This is a genomic window from Curtobacterium sp. 320 (assembly GCF_031455235.1).
Taxonomy (GTDB): domain Bacteria; phylum Actinomycetota; class Actinomycetes; order Actinomycetales; family Microbacteriaceae; genus Curtobacterium.
The window spans coordinates 23,125-38,442 of sequence record NZ_JAVDSI010000004.1; the positions used below are offsets into that span (position 1 = coordinate 23,125).

At 72.2% G+C, this 15,318-nt stretch carries 12 protein-coding genes and 1 tRNA gene; 3 read left to right on the forward strand and 10 right to left on the reverse strand.

Annotation, left to right across the window (positions count from 1 at the left end; genetic code table 11):
- Positions 1 to 142 precede the first annotated feature (142 nt).
- The 7 genes from J2X60_RS07000 to J2X60_RS07030 form a co-directional block, all read right to left on the reverse strand.
- A complete protein-coding gene (locus J2X60_RS07000; RefSeq protein WP_309779603.1) occupies positions 143 to 2,587 on the reverse strand; it encodes a DEAD/DEAH box helicase in 2,445 nt (814 codons plus the stop codon).
- The gene (gene tatC / locus J2X60_RS07005) at positions 2,584 to 3,336 is read right to left on the reverse strand and encodes a twin-arginine translocase subunit TatC (RefSeq protein WP_309887042.1); all 753 of its coding nucleotides are present in this window, start codon (positions 3,334 to 3,336) and stop codon (positions 2,584 to 2,586) included. The genes J2X60_RS07000 and tatC overlap by 4 nt, the downstream gene beginning before the upstream one ends.
- A gap of 359 nt (positions 3,337 to 3,695) precedes the next feature.
- Positions 3,696 to 4,667 carry a WYL domain-containing protein gene (locus J2X60_RS07010; RefSeq protein WP_309886917.1) on the reverse strand — a complete coding sequence of 324 codons (972 nt, stop codon included), beginning with the start codon at positions 4,665 to 4,667 and terminating at the stop codon, positions 3,696 to 3,698.
- Complete coding sequence (locus tag J2X60_RS07015; RefSeq protein WP_309779605.1) at positions 4,660 to 5,691, reverse strand: WYL domain-containing protein; 1,032 nt, start codon at positions 5,689 to 5,691, stop codon at positions 4,660 to 4,662. Before J2X60_RS07015 ends, J2X60_RS07010 begins: the two co-directional genes overlap by 8 nt.
- Before the next feature lie 71 nt (positions 5,692 to 5,762).
- Positions 5,763 to 6,692, reverse strand: coding sequence for a hypothetical protein (locus J2X60_RS07020; protein ID WP_309886918.1), 930 nt, complete (start codon positions 6,690 to 6,692; stop codon positions 5,763 to 5,765).
- A 43-nt stretch (positions 6,693 to 6,735) separates the two neighbouring features.
- Positions 6,736 to 7,785, reverse strand: coding sequence for a tRNA (adenine-N1)-methyltransferase (locus J2X60_RS07025; RefSeq protein WP_309887043.1), 1,050 nt, complete (start codon positions 7,783 to 7,785; stop codon positions 6,736 to 6,738).
- 29 nt (positions 7,786 to 7,814) lie between these two features.
- Positions 7,815 to 8,525, reverse strand: a complete 711-nt coding sequence (locus tag J2X60_RS07030; RefSeq protein WP_229085973.1) for an HAD family phosphatase — start codon at positions 8,523 to 8,525, stop codon at positions 7,815 to 7,817.
- A 158-nt stretch (positions 8,526 to 8,683) separates the two neighbouring features.
- Between J2X60_RS07030 and J2X60_RS07035 the strand changes: the two genes are divergently transcribed.
- Positions 8,684 to 9,613 (forward strand): proteasome assembly chaperone family protein, encoded by a 930-nt coding sequence (locus J2X60_RS07035; RefSeq protein ID WP_070419012.1) that lies wholly within the window; start codon positions 8,684 to 8,686, stop codon positions 9,611 to 9,613.
- A gap of 195 nt (positions 9,614 to 9,808) precedes the next feature.
- Here the strand turns inward: J2X60_RS07035 and mshC are convergent, their stop codons facing one another.
- From mshC to J2X60_RS07050, 3 genes are all read right to left on the reverse strand, one after another.
- Positions 9,809 to 11,053 carry a cysteine--1-D-myo-inosityl 2-amino-2-deoxy-alpha-D-glucopyranoside ligase gene (mshC, locus tag J2X60_RS07040; protein WP_070419013.1) on the reverse strand — a complete coding sequence of 415 codons (1,245 nt, stop codon included), beginning with the start codon at positions 11,051 to 11,053 and terminating at the stop codon, positions 9,809 to 9,811.
- The gene (locus J2X60_RS07045) at positions 11,050 to 11,880 is read right to left on the reverse strand and encodes an undecaprenyl-diphosphate phosphatase (protein WP_309886919.1); all 831 of its coding nucleotides are present in this window, start codon (positions 11,878 to 11,880) and stop codon (positions 11,050 to 11,052) included. The genes mshC and J2X60_RS07045 overlap by 4 nt, the downstream gene beginning before the upstream one ends.
- 62 nt (positions 11,881 to 11,942) lie before the next feature.
- Positions 11,943 to 13,259, reverse strand: a complete 1,317-nt coding sequence (locus tag J2X60_RS07050; protein WP_309886920.1) for a M20/M25/M40 family metallo-hydrolase — start codon at positions 13,257 to 13,259, stop codon at positions 11,943 to 11,945.
- Positions 13,260 to 13,431: 172 nt separating this feature from the next.
- Here J2X60_RS07050 and J2X60_RS07055 point away from each other — a divergent pair.
- Together J2X60_RS07055 and J2X60_RS07060 are read left to right on the forward strand one after the other, a co-directional pair.
- Positions 13,432 to 13,517 (forward strand) — tRNA-Leu (locus tag J2X60_RS07055).
- A 382-nt stretch (positions 13,518 to 13,899) separates the two neighbouring features.
- A complete protein-coding gene (locus J2X60_RS07060; protein ID WP_309886921.1) occupies positions 13,900 to 15,180 on the forward strand; it encodes a collagen binding domain-containing protein in 1,281 nt (426 codons plus the stop codon).
- The last annotated feature ends 138 nt before the right edge of the window (positions 15,181 to 15,318 follow it).

The window sequence follows — 15,318 nt, forward strand, 5'->3', positions numbered from 1 at the left end:
CCGCGACCCCCCGCCGCGGACCCACGCCCAGCAGCCGCGGACGCGCGCCCGGCGGCCGCGTCCTGACCAGGGGCGACGGAGGCAGTGGGGGCGGCGCCCTGCGGGCGCACGTCGGACTCGGGAACCGGCACCGTGCCTCCTGTCAGACCGCCGCGTAGGCGACGATGCCGCGGCGCACCGCGTCCGTCGCCCGCCGTGCGGTCTGGGCGAGGTCGTCGTCGCCGGCGTTCCGGATCTGGTCGAGCAGGTCGATGACCTGCTTCGACCAGCGCACGAAGTCGCCGGCCGGCAGGTCGAGCGTGCGCAGCACGTCGTCGAGCGCGGAGCCGGACGCCCAGCGGAACATGCCGACCGCGGCGGCCGGGGTCGGCGGCTGCGACCCGGCGAGGCGGGCGTCGCGCTCGATGTCGTCGAGTCGGGACCAGATCGTGAGGGTCTCGTCGAGTGCCGGACGGAACGCCCCGCGGGGCAGGGCGTGCTCGGTGCCGGGCGCGTCTTCTCGGCGGGGCTGGTAGACGATCGTGGCGGCCATCGCGGCGAGCTGCGCCGGGGTGAGGTCCTTCCAGACGCCCGCCTCGAGGCACTCGGCGACGAGCAGGTCCCGCTCACCGTAGATCCGCTGCAGCCGACGCCCGCCGGCGGCGACCGTGGCCTCGCCGTTGCCGGTGTCGACCAGGTAGCCGAGCTGCAGGAGCACGTTCGTGACCCGGTCGAACGTGGTCGCGACCGCACCCGTGCGGGAACGGATCTGCTGCAGGAGCTTGTCGTTGGCGCGCTTGAGCTTGTACCAGCGCTCGGACCAGCGGGCATGGGCCTCTCTGTCGGGGCAGGCGTGGCAGGGGTGCCGCTGCATGCGCCGTCGGACGTCCGTGATGGCGGCCTGCCGCTCGGCCCGGGCACCGTGCGAGGCCTCGCGCCCGCCGGGGACGTTCGTCCGCTCGAGGTCGGAGAGCTCACGGCGCAGGGCCGCGTACTCGGTGAAGTCGCCGAGGTGGCACTGCATCGCCTGCTGGTAGCCGTCGAGGGACTCCTGCTGCGACCGGACCTTCCGCGCGAGGTCGACGACCGAACGGTCGGCCTGGAACTGCGCGAACGACGTCTCGAGGACCTCGCGCGTGCGCTGCCGACCGAATTGGTCGATGAGGTTCACGGCCATGTTGTAGGTCGGCTTGAACGACGAGTTCAGCGGGTAGGTGCGGCGGCTCGCGAGCGACGCGACACCCTGGGGGTCGAGGCCGTCCGACCACTGGATGACCGAGTGCCCCTCGACGTCGATGCCACGACGCCCCGCGCGACCGGTGAGCTGCGTGTACTCCCCCGGCGTGATCGGGACGCGGGCTTCGCCGTTGAACTTCTCCAGCTTCTCGAGGACGACCGTGCGGGCCGGCATGTTCACGCCGAGCGCCAGGGTCTCCGTCGCGAACACGACCTTGAGGAGCTTGCGCTGGAAGAGGTCCTCCACCACCTCCTTGAAGGCCGGCAGGAGCCCCGCGTGGTGCGCCGCGACGCCGCGTTCGAGGCCCTCGAGCCACTCCCAGTAGCCGAGCACGGCGAGGTCCTCGTCGAGGAGGGTGCGGCAGTGGTACTCCGCCGTCTCGCGGATCTCGTTGCGTTCCTGCGCCGTCGTCAGCGACAGCCCCGACCGGAGGACGTTGCGGACCCCCTGGTCGCACCCGTTCCGGCTGAACACGAAGAAGATCGCGGGCAGGAGCATCCGCTCGTCGAGCATGTGGGCGATGCGCTCGCGGTGGAGCTTCTCGGTGCGCGGACCACGACGGTCGTGGTAGCCCCCGCGCCCCCGGCCGCCGCGGTGTCCGCCGCCGTGCCGTTCGCTGCGCGAGGCGCCGCCGACGAGCCGGAGCAGCTCCGGGTTGACGCGGTTCGTCGCCGCGGCACCGCTGGAGTCGAACAGGTCGACCATCTTCGAGCCGACGAGGACGTGCTGTTCGAGCGGCACGGGGCGGTCCTCGGAGACGATGACGTCGGTGTCGCCGCGGACGGTCTGCAGCCAGTCGCCGAACTCTTCCGCGTTGGAGACCGTGGCGCTGAGGGAGACGAGCCGGACCTCGGTCGGGAGGTGCAGGATCACCTCTTCCCAGACGGCACCGCGGAACCGGTCGGCGAGGTAGTGGACCTCGTCGAGGACGACCCACGCGAGGTCGTCGAGCAGATCCGAGTCCGCGTAGATCATGTTCCGCAGGACCTCGGTCGTCATCACGACGACGCGTGCCCGCGGGTTCACGTTCGTGTCGCCGGTCAGCAGTCCGACCTCGGACTCGCCGTAGACGTCGACGAGCTCGGCGTACTTCTGGTTGCTCAGCGCCTTCATCGGTGTCGTGTAGAACACCTTCGCCGTCGGCTGCCGCATCGCCGACCAGATCGCGAACTCGGCCACGATCGTCTTGCCGGCACCGGTCGGCGCGGCCACGAGGACGCTGCGCCCCTGGTCGAGCGCGTCGCACGCGGCGAACTGGAACGGGTCGAGGTCGAACCGCAGGTCGGCGCGGAAGAGTTCGAGGTTGCGGGACCGGTTCCGGACCTTCGCCGCCCGGAACCGTTCTGCAGCGCTCGGCTCCGTCGTGCTCACAGGCCGTACTCTTCGTCGAGCTTCGCCTGGCGCTTCGCCACCCGGCGGTCGTGGAGCCAGGCCACCGCGCACGCGGCGACGTACAGCACGATCATCGGCACGGCGAGCAGGAACATCGAGATGACGTCGGCGCTGGGCGTCACGATGGCGCAGAAGACCAGGATGCAGAGGATCGCCACGCGCCAGGACTTGATGATCGCGGACGCGGACAGCACGCCGACGAAGTTCAGCAGCACGAGGAACACCGGCAGGACGAACGCGATGCCGACGGCGACGATGAGCTTGATGACGAAGTCGTAGTAGGCCTTGGCGTCGACGATGGAGGTGTCCTGGCTCGACACGAAGCTGCCGAGGATGCCGACCACGTGCGGCAGGATGTACCACCCGAACCAGCAGCCCGCGAAGAACAGCGGGATCGCGGTGCCGAGGAAGCCCCACACGTACTGCTTCTCACGTCGCACCAGCGCCGGGACGATGAACGCCCAGATCTGGTAGAGCCACACCGGACTCGCGATGACGATGCCGATCGTGATGGCGATCTGCAGCTTCAGGTCGAACGCGCCCGTGATCATCGGGAAGTTGAGTTCGGCCGTGTGGCCGCCGACCTTGGCGAGCTGGGACACCGGGGACCGGAGCGCGTCGAGCACGAACGGGGTCAGGAACCACCCACCGACCGCGGCGACGACGATCGCGATCACTGCGCGGAACAGGCGGTTGCGCAGCTCGATGAGGTGCTGCCCGAGCGACATGCGGCCTTCGGCGTCCTTCGTCGGACGCCCGGTCCGCCTCGCTCGCCCGCGCGCGGTCGTCGAAGCCATGGGTCGATCCTACGGGGTCGGGACCGACAGTCGGCCGCGACGTGCGTTCGCACAGGAGGGTCACGGGCCTGGAGGCGCGGGGCGGGGCCGCACCGCGCCTCCCGTCCGTCGGTCGGCACGTCGGCGGCGGGGCCGACGCGGGTCCGGTCCGGCGGTCGCGCGCGGTCCGGCGGCCGCGCTCGGTTCGAACCACGGAACCGACATCGAACCACGTCGCGGTTCCGGTTCCACGTCGGTTTCGTGGTTCGACGTACGCGACACGCAGCGCCGGTCCGGCGGACGCGCGCGGCTCAGTCGGCGGCGAGGGCCGCCGCGGCGAAGTCGCGCACCGCGGCCCGTGCGGCCGGCGGGTCGAGCACGACCGCGCGACCGGGCAGCCCCGCGACGAGCCGCACCACACCGTCGAAGCCGTTCGACGCCGCCAGCCGGATGCGCACCCGGCCGTCGGTGTCGGGCGCGTCGGCCGTGTCGGCGAGGAAGTCGGCCACGAGCGGCAGCGACGAGGAGTCGAGCTCGACGGTGACGATCACGTCCTCGGCCGCCTGCTGGAACAGCGTGTCCGGGATCACCACGTCGTCGATCGACTTCTCCGCCGGGCGGTCGTCGACCCGCACGCCGGACATCCGGTCGAACCGGAACGTGCGGAGGGCCTGTCGGTCGAGGTCCCAGGCGCGCAAGTACCAGTCGGTGTCGATCGACTCCACGCGCAGCGCGTCGACCCGGCGGGTGCTCCCCTGCGTGCGCGGACCGGCGTACTCGAACGCGAGCCCGCGACCGTCGGCCATCGCCTTGCGGATGACCGCGAGGGCGACGTCGTGCAGGTCCTGCCCGACGGCGACGTTCGCGGCCGCGCCACCGGCCCCGCGGGACAGCTTCGCCATGAGCGCGCGGATCGCGTCGCGGTCGGCCGCCTCGGGCAGGGCGGACAGGTACTGCAACCCGGCGATGAGCGCGGATGCCTCGCGCGCCGAGAGCCGCGGGGAGTCGTCGATCGCGACGAGGTTCGTCAGCACGATCATGTCGTTCTGGTCGAAGTCGTCCCAGGCGATGTCGAACAGGTCGCCGTGCTGGTACTGCATCGTCTCGCCGGGGACGCCGGACACCGCGATGAGCTCGACGGCACGGCGGATCCGGGTCTCGGGGACGCCGAAGTGCCGAGCGGCCTCGGCGACCGAGACGCGCTCGCGATCGATCAGGTACGGCACGAGGGCGAGCAGGAACGCGAGCTTGTCCTGCGCCTGGAGCGGTTGCTGCTCAGCCACGGGGGCTCCCGTCCTGGTCGTCGGCGTGGTCGGCGACGAGGGCCCGCAGGCGCTCGGTCACCCGGTCGCGCAGGTCGTCCGGCTCGAGCACGCGCACCTCGGGCCCGAAGGCGGCGAGCTCCTCGGCGAGGATCTGGGGGTCGACGTGGTGCAGGACGAGGACGCCGTCGTCGTCGGTCTCGGTGTCCCGCCGGCGGGCGAGCCGCCGTTCGGCGTCCGACCCCGGTGCGACCCGGATCCGGGCGGTGCGTGCCGCCCAGATGCGCTCGAGCTCCGCCAGTGCGCGTTCGCCCGCGCCGGCCGGGGCCGGGTGCTGCCCGACCTCGTACTGGGCGACGGGCCCGACGATCCGGGAGAGCAGGTAGTTCTTCTCGCTGTCCGTCGCGAACTCGTGCGCGGCGAGCATCCAGCGGCCGCCGTGCTGGACGAGTGCGACCGGGGCCACCTGACGCCGACGCGGCTCGTGCTGCCCCGGCGTGATGTAGTCGAAGCGGACCGCAGCGGACCGGTCGAGCGCCGAGCGCAGCGGCTCGAAGGCGACGTCACGGGCGCGGAGCCGCGGGGCGTACGCATCGACTCCGAGGGCCCCGGCGCCGTCGTCCTCGGATCCGGCGGACCGCACCTTGAGCAGGCCGCGACGGGAGTCGGCGGAGAGCGCGCCCTCGCGCCAGGCCATCGCGGCGAGGGACAGGAGCGCGGACTCGTCCGGCGTGAAGCGGACGTCGACGGGCAGGTCGTACTCGCCCTTCGGGATCCGGTAGCGGAGCGTCTGGTTGTTGCCGGCGGCACCCGGGGTCTCGATGGTCTCGAGCGGGATGCCCAGCTCGCGGACGTCGTCCTTGTCGCGCTCGAACTGGCGCTCCAGCGAGGCGTTGTCGCCGCCCGTCGTGAAGCGCTGCCGGTAGCCCTGCACGTTGGCCAGGATCTCGGACTTCGTCAGCCCGGACTCCGTCGAGAGCAGCGCGAGCACCAGGCTGAACAGCCGTTCCTCGGCAGGCACACGGGGCACACGGGTCGCTGGCACGAGCCGATCCTACGGCAGCGCGGGTGCACCGGAGTGCACCCGCGCCGCGGTCCGTGGACGGTCCGAGGGGGTCAGGCGGAGATCTTCCCGAGGACGTCGATCACGTACGCGTACGCCGCGCCCTGCTGGTGCACGATCGTGAGCACCTGGTCGCCGACACGGTGCCCGACGATGGCGTTCCGGACGCCCTCCTGCACCTGACCCTTGGTGAGCGGCACGGTCTGCGCGCCCGAGCCGTCGGTCCAGCTGGAGCCGGCCACCGAGGCGTCGGTGCCGTCAGCGGGCCACGACACGGCGGTGTACTTGATGACGGCGGTGTCCTTGTCGGTGAGCTCGGCGCCGTGCCCCTTGCGGAGCAGGTGCGTCTCGTCCGACTTCGGCGCGGACCACGAGGGGATCGTGATGCCGGGCGCACCCGACGGCGCGAGGACGACGGCGGGCATCCCGTCCCCGGCGAGCTGCGGCGTGCCGGTCGCACGCGCGTCGAAGGCCTTCTTGACGTCGATGACGGCGATGACGGCGTCCTCGGTCTTGGTCGACGAGGTCCCCGTGTCGCCGGTGGTCGAGGAGCTCAGTGCGCTCTTCGGCAGTGCGACGGCGAGGCGGTCACCGACGTGCGCGCACTCGAGGGAGGCGCCGAGCGCCCCGTAGTTGTCGGCGCCCGCGGTGATCGGGGCGGTCTGGCCGGAGTACCCGCTCGTCTGTGCGACCTCGCCGGTCGCACCGTCGACGAGGGTGTACTCGATCACGACGGGCGTGCCGTCCTCGATCTCGCGACCCTCGCCCTGGCGGAGGACCGAGACCTGGGTGCCCTTCGTGGTGAGGCCGCTCGGGATGCTGACCTTCGGCTCCTTGCCGAACGCACCCGTGGCGGTGACCGCCTCGGACGCGGCACCGGGAGCGGCGCAGCTCGACGGCGTGGAACCGGCCCCGCTCGCCGCGCACCCGGTGAGTGCTGCGGCGAGGCCGATGGTGACCAGGAGTGCGGGGATGGTGCGCACGGACCCTCTTTCCGTTCGATGCAGGACGGGCACGTCGCGTAGCCTACCGGTCGTCCTCAGCAGCGCCGTCCGCGTCGGACGCGGCGGGTCCGGCCTCGGCTGCGGCGACCTTGCGGGCCTGCGCTGCCGCCTGTCGCGCGACCTTGCGGAGCTTCTTGTCGCTGGCCGACCGCTCGCCGACGGCGCCGGGCGTCCAGGCCTCGACGTCCTCGTCGGAGAACTCCGCCTTGCCTGCGCGACGCTTCAGGTTCGGCAGCACGACACCGTCGGCCAGCCGGCGTGCCGTGACGAGGAACCCGGTGTGCCCGACCATGCGGTGGTCCGGGCGGACGGCGAGGCCCTCGACGTGCCAGGTGCGGACGAGGGTCTCGCTGGACTGCGGGTCCGTGAAGCGCCCGGTGTCGCGGAGCGCCTCGGCCGTGCGGGACAGCTGCGTGACGGTCGCGACGTAGCAGACGATGAGACCACCGGGGAGGAGGGCGTCCGCTGCCGCGTCGACGCACTCCCACGGCGCGAGCATGTCGAGGACGACCCGGTCGACGCTCTGCGGTTCGGCGGCGCCGGGCAGCTCCTCGACGAGGTCGCCGACCGTGACCGACCAGTTGTCCGGGACGGCGCCGAGGAAGGTGCCGACGTTGCCACGGGCGATCGCGGCGAACTCCTCGCGGCGCTCGAACGACTGCAGCTGTCCGGTCGGTCCGATCGCCCGCAGGAGGAACAGCGAGAGCGCGCCGGAACCGACACCGGCCTCGACCACGCGGGCGCCCGGGAAGACGTCGGCGAAGGCCACGATCTGGGCGGCGTCCTTCGGGTACACGATGGCGGCACCGCGCGGCATCGACATCACGTAGTCGTTGAGGAGCGGACGCAGCGCGAGGTACTCGTCGCCGGTGCTCGCCCGGATCACCGACCCGTCCGGCTGCCCGATGACGTCGTCGTGCCGCAGGACGCCGCGGTGGGTGTGGTACTCCCCCGCGACCTCGAGCGACAGGGTCGTCAGCTTGCCCTTCGGACCGGTCAGCTGCACGCGGTCACCGGCGCGGAAGGGTCCGCGCGGCGGGGTGTGCGGTGCGCCGCCCGCGGTGTGCGGCAACGACTCGGTGGGGTTCGGGAGCGCGTCGGTCACCGTGCGACCTCCTGGGTGCGGGCGGCGAGGGCCGGGCCGGTCAGCTCGACGAGCCGGTCGACGTCGACGTCCGCGAGGGTGGTGAGGTGGACGTCGCCGCCCGTGATGTCCGACAGCGGGACGATGTGCTCGACAGCCACCGTGACCGCGCCGGAAGCCACGGCCGAGGCCACGCCGGTCGCCGAGTCCTCGATCGCGACGCACGCGGTCGGGTCGACGCCGAGCTGTGCGGCGGCCGACAGGTAGGCGTCGGGGAAGGGCTTCGGCCGCTCGACGTCGTCACCTGCGACGACGACCCGGAACCCCCGGGCACCGAGCGCATCGGCGGCGACGAGCGCCATCTTCCGACGGGACATCGTGACGAGGGCGGTCGGGATGCCGCGGTCGTGCAGGCCCTCGATGAGCTCGCGGGCACCGGGACGCCACGGCAGTTCACCGTCGCGCAGGCGCACCATCACGTACTCGGTCATCCACTGGATGATCTCCTCGACCTCCATGTCGACGCCCTTGTCGCGGAGGATCTCCCCCGAGCGCTCGAGGCCGCTGCCCACCAGGGCGAGACCGTCCTCGTGGGTCCAGACGACGCCGTAGCGGTCGGTGAGTTCGACCTGGGACTGCTGCCAGATCGGCTCGGTGTCGATGATCGTGCCGTCCATGTCCCACAGCACGGCTGCGGGCGGGACGAGGGCGGAGGGTTGCGCGGTCACGGGCGACGAGTCTACCGGGGCGGTCCGCCCGCGTTCCGCTCACCGCGGACGCGTGGGCGCACTCCGGTCGAGCGGCCCTATCCTTGTTGCTCGAATGTCCGGTCGCGCGCGGCCTGCGAGCCGCCCGCGCCCCGCTCCACCACCAGGAGGTCCCGTCCGTGCCACAGCACTCCCCCTTCAGCGACGGTCGGCTGCTCGTCGTCGCCTTCGAGGGCTGGAACGACGCCGGAGAAGCGGCGAGCGGTCTCGCCAGGCGCATCGTCGAGTCGCTCGAGCTCGACGAGCTGCGCGAACTCGACGGTGAGCGGTACGTCGACTACCAGTTCAACCGCCCGAACGTCGGCACGGACGAGAACGGCGGCCGGGGCATCCAGTGGCCGCGGATCGTCCTGCACGGTCCCGGTGCCGAGGGCCGACCCGTGATCGGAGCCACCGGCTCCCCGTCCGAGCGCGACGTCTACGTGCTCGTCGGCCCGGAGCCCTCGCGGACCTGGCGCGGCTTCTGCGCGGAGATCATCGACCTCGCGGACGTCTACTCGATCGACGCCGTCGTCTTCGTCGGAGCGATGCTCGCCGACGTCCCGCACACCCGACCCATCTCGGTGTTCGTGTCGAGCGAGAACGCGGGCGTGCGTGCCGCGTTCGACGTCGACCGCTCCTCGTACGAGGGCCCGACCGGGATCCTCGGGGTGCTCGCCGACGCGATGGACAGCGCCGGCCTCACCACGCTGTCACTCTGGGCCTCGGTGCCGCACTACGTGCACAACTCGCCGTCCCCCAAGGCGACGCTCTCGCTGCTCGACAAGATCGAGGAGCTCACCGACGTCACGGTCCCGCGGGGATCGCTGCTCGACGACGCCACCGAGTGGGAGGAGGGCATCGACGCCCTCGCCGCCGACGACGAGGACATGGCGTCCTACATCGGCCAGCTCGAGCAGGCGCGGGACACGGTCGACTCCCCCGAGGCGTCGGGCGACGCCATCGCGCAGGAGTTCGAGCAGTACCTCCGCCGACGCGAGCGCAAGGACGGCAAGGACGGCGGGACCGCCGGGGGCGAGGGCTTCCGCCCGCCGCCACCGTCGCAGTAGACGCGACCACACGAACGGACGGGAGGCGCGGTGCCAGCTGGCACCGCGCCTCCCGTCCGTTCGTCACCCCGCTGGCGCGGTGCGTACGCGAGGTCGCAGGAACCGCCGTCGGCGCGTCCGGCGCGCGGCAGTCCGTGCGACCTCGGCGACATGCGCGCGGCGCGTCGTGCGACCGCATGACCGGGACTGGAAGCGTCAGCCCAGGCGGATGCCGAGCAGGGCGTCGACCAGGTCCACGAGGTCCGGCGTGACCGCCGTCCCGCCCGCGATCGCCGTGTCGACCGCGGCGACGGCGCCCGGCGTGTCGAGGTCGTCCGCGACACGGGCGCGGACCCGGGCGATGACCTCGGCCGCGTCGTCGGCGTGTCCCGCGTCGCTCCCGGAGGCCCAGGCGTCCCACGTGGCCAGGCGTGTGGTGGCGCTGGTGAGCTCGGTGTCGAACCACTCCCAGTCGTCGGAGTACTTGTGCGACAGCAGCGCGAGGCGGATCGCACGCGGGTCGGCGCCGTCGTCGAGCAGCCCGCGGACCGTGACGAGGTTGCCGAGCGACTTCGAGATCTTCTCCCCCTGGTAGGCGATCATCCCGGTGTGCACGAACGCCTGCGCGAGCGGCTGGTGCGCGAGCGCTGCGGCGTGCCCGGCGCTCATCTCGTGGTGCGGGAAGACGAGGTCGCTGCCGCCGCCCTGGACGCTGATCGGCAGGCCGAGGCGGTCGCCGGCGATGACGCTGCACTCGATGTGCCACCCGGGGCGCCCGGGGCCGACGGCGGAGTCCCAGCTCGGCTCGCCCGCTCGTGCGGCGCGCCAGAGCAGCGGGTCGAGCGGGTCGCGCTTGCCCGCACGGTCGGGGTCGCCGCCGCGCTCGGCCGACAGCGCCAGCATGGTCTCGCGGTCGAGGCCGCTCTCGTCCCCGAGCGACCAGGCCTCGGTCGGGCGGTTCACGTCGAAGTAGAGGTCGTCCCCGGCGGACTCCGGCGTCGGCACGGCGTAGGCGTAGCCGGTCTCCTGCAGGAACGCCACGGCCTCGGCGATGCGTTCGACCTCGTCCGTCACCGCGACGAAGTCGTCCGGCGGCAGGACCCGCAGCGCCTCCATGTCGCGCCGGAACAGGTCGATCTGCGAGGCCGCGAGCTCGCGCCAGTCGACGCCGTCCCGCGCTGCCCGTTCGAGGAGCGGGTCGTCGACGTCCGTGGTGTTCTGCGCGTACTCGACCTCGAACCCGGCATCCCGCCAGACACGACCGAGCGTGTCGAACGAGAGGTAGGTCGCGGCGTGGCCGAGGTGAGTGGCGTCGTACGGGGTGATGCCGCACACGTAGAGCGCCGCACGTTCCTCGCCACCGGTCGGGTCGACGGGCTTGCCGGTCGCCGTGTCGTGCACGACCGGGCGGGGCGCGGTGCCCGGGACATCGGGGACGGACGGGACCTGCCAGGCCCTCACGGCTGGATCACTCCGAGCGACAACAACACGATGAGAACGATACCGAGTGCGATGCGGTAGACGACGAACGGCATGAAGCTGCGCTTGCTGATGTAGTTCATGAACGCCGCGATCACGACGAAGCCGACGACGAAGGCGACCACCGTGGCGATGAGCGTGTCGACCACGCCGAACGGTGCGCCGGTGTCACCGAGGCTCGTGGCGGCCTCGTACAGGCCGGAGAGGAACACGGCGGGCACGGCGAGCAGGAACGCGAACCGGGCGGCCGCCGGGCGGGTGTAGCCGAGCGCGAGCCCCATCGACACCGTCGCACCGGAGCGCGAGACGCCCGGGACGAGGGCGAGCATCTGCGCGAGGCCGATCAGGATCCCGCCGCCGAACGTCATGTGCTCGATCCGCCGGACCTTCTTGCCGACGACGTCGAGCACGCCGAGCACGATGCCGAACACGATGAGGACGATCGCGACGATCCACAGCGACCGGAACGTCGTCTCGATCGAGTCCTTGAGCAGCAGGCCGGCGACACCGATCGGGATGGTGCCGAGGATCACGAGCCACCCGAGTCGGGCATCCGGGTCGTTCCGGGGCACGGTCTTCCCGGACAGCGACCGGAACCACCGACCGACGATCCGGGTGATGTCGCGCCAGAAGTAGATCAGCACGGCGGTCTCGGTGCCGAGCTGCGTCACCGCGGTGAACGCCGCGCCCGGGTCCTGCGCGTCCGGCAGGAACAGCCCGACGATGCGGAGGTGGGCGCTGGACGACACCGGGAGGAACTCGGTGAGCCCCTGGACGAAGCCGAGGAAGATCGCCTCGAGGATGTGCACGGCTCGGGCCTTTCGGGGAGAGTCGGTTCAGGACACCGCCGGACCGGCGACCGTGCACGATATCAGTACGTGGCGAGGAGGTCTCCGAGGACCCGCCGCCCGAAGGCCAGCGAGTCGAGCGGCACCCGTTCGTCCACGCCGTGGAACATCGCCGGGAAGTCCACGCCCGCCGGCAGCTGCAGCGGCACGAACCCGTAGCCCGCGATCCCCAGCGTCGACAGGGCCTTGTTGTCCGTCCCGCCCGAGAGCAGGTACGGCAGCACCGGAGCACCCGGGTCGTGCCGGCCGAGGACGTCCCGCACGGCGTCGACCAGGGGGCCGCCGAAGTCCTGCTCGAGCCCGATGTCGCGGAAGGACATCACGACCTCGACGTCGTCGCCCGCGAGCTCCCGGACACGCTCCAGCACCGTCTCCTCGTCGCCGGGGAGGCACCGGATGTCCACCAGTGCCTCGGCGTGGTCGGGGATGACGTTGTGCTTGTACCCGGCGGTGAGCACCGTCGGGTTCGTCGTCGTGTGCAGGGCCGCGTGGATGAACCGCGACGCCGACCCCGTGGCCAGCGCCACCTCGTCCGGGCCGGTCACCGTCGGGTCCACCCCGAGGAACCGTGCGACCTCGGCCACCATCGCGTCGGTCGTCGCCGACAGTCGCACCGGCCACTCCTCGCTGCCGATCCGGGCCACCGCCGCCGCGAGCTTCGTCACCGCGTTGTCGTGGATGACGTGCGACCCGTGCGCCGCGGTGCCCGTCGCGACGAGCTTGATCCACATCAGCGCCTTCTCGCCCGTCTGCAGCAGGTACGCACGACGGTCTCCGAGGGTGATCGAGTAGCCGCCGACCTCGCTGATCGCCGCACTCGCACCCTGGAACACCTCGGGGTGGTTCTCGACGACGTGGTGCGAGCCGAGCACTCCCCCGGCCTCCTCGTCGGCGAAGTACGCGATCACGAGGTCGCGCTCCGGCGCTCCCTGCTGCTCGATGACGTCCGACAGCGACGTGAGCATCATCGCGTCCATGTTCTTCATGTCGACCGCGCCGCGACCCCAGAGCATGCCGTCCCGGACCTCGCCGCCGAACGGGTCCACCGACCAGTTCGCCGGGTCCGCCGGTACCACGTCGAGGTGACCGTGCACGACCAGTGCGGGCTTCGCACGGTCCCGACCGGGCACCCGGGCCACGACGCTCACCCGATCGGGTTCGGACTCGAACAGCTGCGGCTCGAGCCCGAGCGCACGGAGCTTCGCCTCGACGTAGTGCGCCGCCTCGGTCTCGCCGCGGGACTTCCCCTCGCCCCAGTTCGTCGTGTCGATGCGGATGAGGTCACGGGCGATCGCCGCGGTGGCCTCGAGGTCGGTCAGCGTGGCCTCCGAGTTCGTCATGGCCCAACGCTACCGGTCAGCGCCGACGGCCCCGGCGTCGGACGTCACAGCAGGACGCGCCCGGGATGCGCCGCCGTGTTCATCGGGCGTTCAGACCCGTGCTAGTGTCTTCTCTCGGCAGGAACGCCGGGGAAACAGCCCGGAACGACGGCCGACAACTGAAGAAACACCTGTCCGGGTGGCGGAAATGGTAGACGCGCTAGCTTGAGGTGCTAGTGCCCGTATTAGGGCGTGGGGGTTCAAGTCCCCCCTCGGACACAGGAAATGGGATGCCCCCTGGCCTTTCGGCCCGGGGGCATTTCCTGTTGTGTCTTCCCGGCGAGTGCCGCCGTCGCTTCGCTCGGGGCGTCACCGCCTCGAACGCGCCAGTTCGCTGCGCTCACGGCGCGGGCGGGGTGCGGGGTGCGGGGTGCGGGGTGCGTCCGGCAGGTAGGTGCCGGTTCGCGGCGGCGCGTGACGAAACGGGGCGGGCGGACTCTCACCTTCGGCACCGCAACCCGATGACCCGAGTCGACGGCCACGTCCCCGCTCGGTGCCGCGGGCCTGGCTGCCGCAGGAACCCGAGAGCCGAATGCACCACCACCCTGTCCGATCCCGCGACCGACGCGGATCCGTCCTCCTCGCGGCCGGGATCGCCGCCGTGGCCGCCATCGCCGCCGGCATCAGCGCTGCGGTCCCCGCGTCCGCCGCCGCCGAGTACACCACGAACGCGACGATCGACGGTCTCCGCTTCACGTCCCAGACCGTCACGTCCGGCAGCGCCGCCGAACTCTCCGGCACGTGGTCCCTGCCGGACTCCCCCACCACCCCGGCCGGCTTCGTGGTGGACCTGCCGCCCGAGCTCCAGGGCCGCTCCGACGGGTTCCCCCTGCTCGCACCGGACGGCTCCGCGATGGGACGGTGCACCGTGTCCTCGACCCAGCTCGACTGCGCCGTCGACAGCGCCTACGTCGCCGCCCACCCGAACGACCTGCACGGATCGTTCTCGTTCTGGGTCACCGTCGAGACCACCACCGAGTCCGCCACCCCGACGACCTACCAGGTCGGTGGGACCGCCGTGACGACCACGGTCGAACCCGCACAGCCCGGCACCGGACCCGGGACGTGCACCGTCGACTGCACCTTCACCGGCCGGACGAGCGGCAAGTGGGGCAGCTACGACGCCGCCGCGGGTGTGGTCGAGTGGACAGTGGCGATCGGCTCCGGCGCCGACGGCATGCGGTACGGCCAGCGCATCACGGTCACCGACACCCCCGGTCCCGACCAGGAGCTCCTCACCAGCTTCCGCGGGTACCCCTTCGCCACGCTCTGGCAGACGAACCGGACGACCGCCTGGGACGACGGGCGAGAGGGGCTCACCGGATGGGCACCGGCGCCCCGGGAGGACTACGCCAGCACGGCCGGGAGCGTCACGTTCACCGCGCGCCAGGGGTACTTCTACGACGTCCACTTCGCCACCCGGGTCACCGACGGCGGCCTGGCGGGCACCTACACGAACACCGCCACGATCAGCATCGACGGCGACGACGACTCCTCGGTCAGCGGCACGGTCGTGCACCAGGGTGGTGGTGCCTCGGGGTCCGGGACGGCACCGACGAGCACGCCGACCCCGACGCCGACGGCTCCGGCGACGGTCGAACCGACCCCGACGCCGACGCCGACGGCTCCGGCGACGGTCGAGCCGGCCCCGACCGCCGAGCCGACCGTCCGGCCGACCGTGACGCCGGGTGCGTCGACCGCAGACGAGGAGACCGAGTCGCCGGTGCCGCCGGCGATCGGCGCGGCGGTCGACACCGGAGGGACGACGTCCGACAGCACGGCCCCCTGGTGGTCCGTCGCGCTCCTCGGCAGCGGCGGCCTGACCCTGCTGCTCGTCCTCGGCGTGTGGGCCGCCCGGACGCGGGCACGAACGCGACCGTGACCCGTCGCCGCGGCACCCGTGCCGCGGCCCCCGACCGCTCCGCTCGACGACCCTGCGTCGGGCGGAGTCCAGCCGGGTCCGTCGCCCGAACGACGACCCGGCGCGCGGGCCGGTGGGCAGCACCCGAAGCGCCCACCG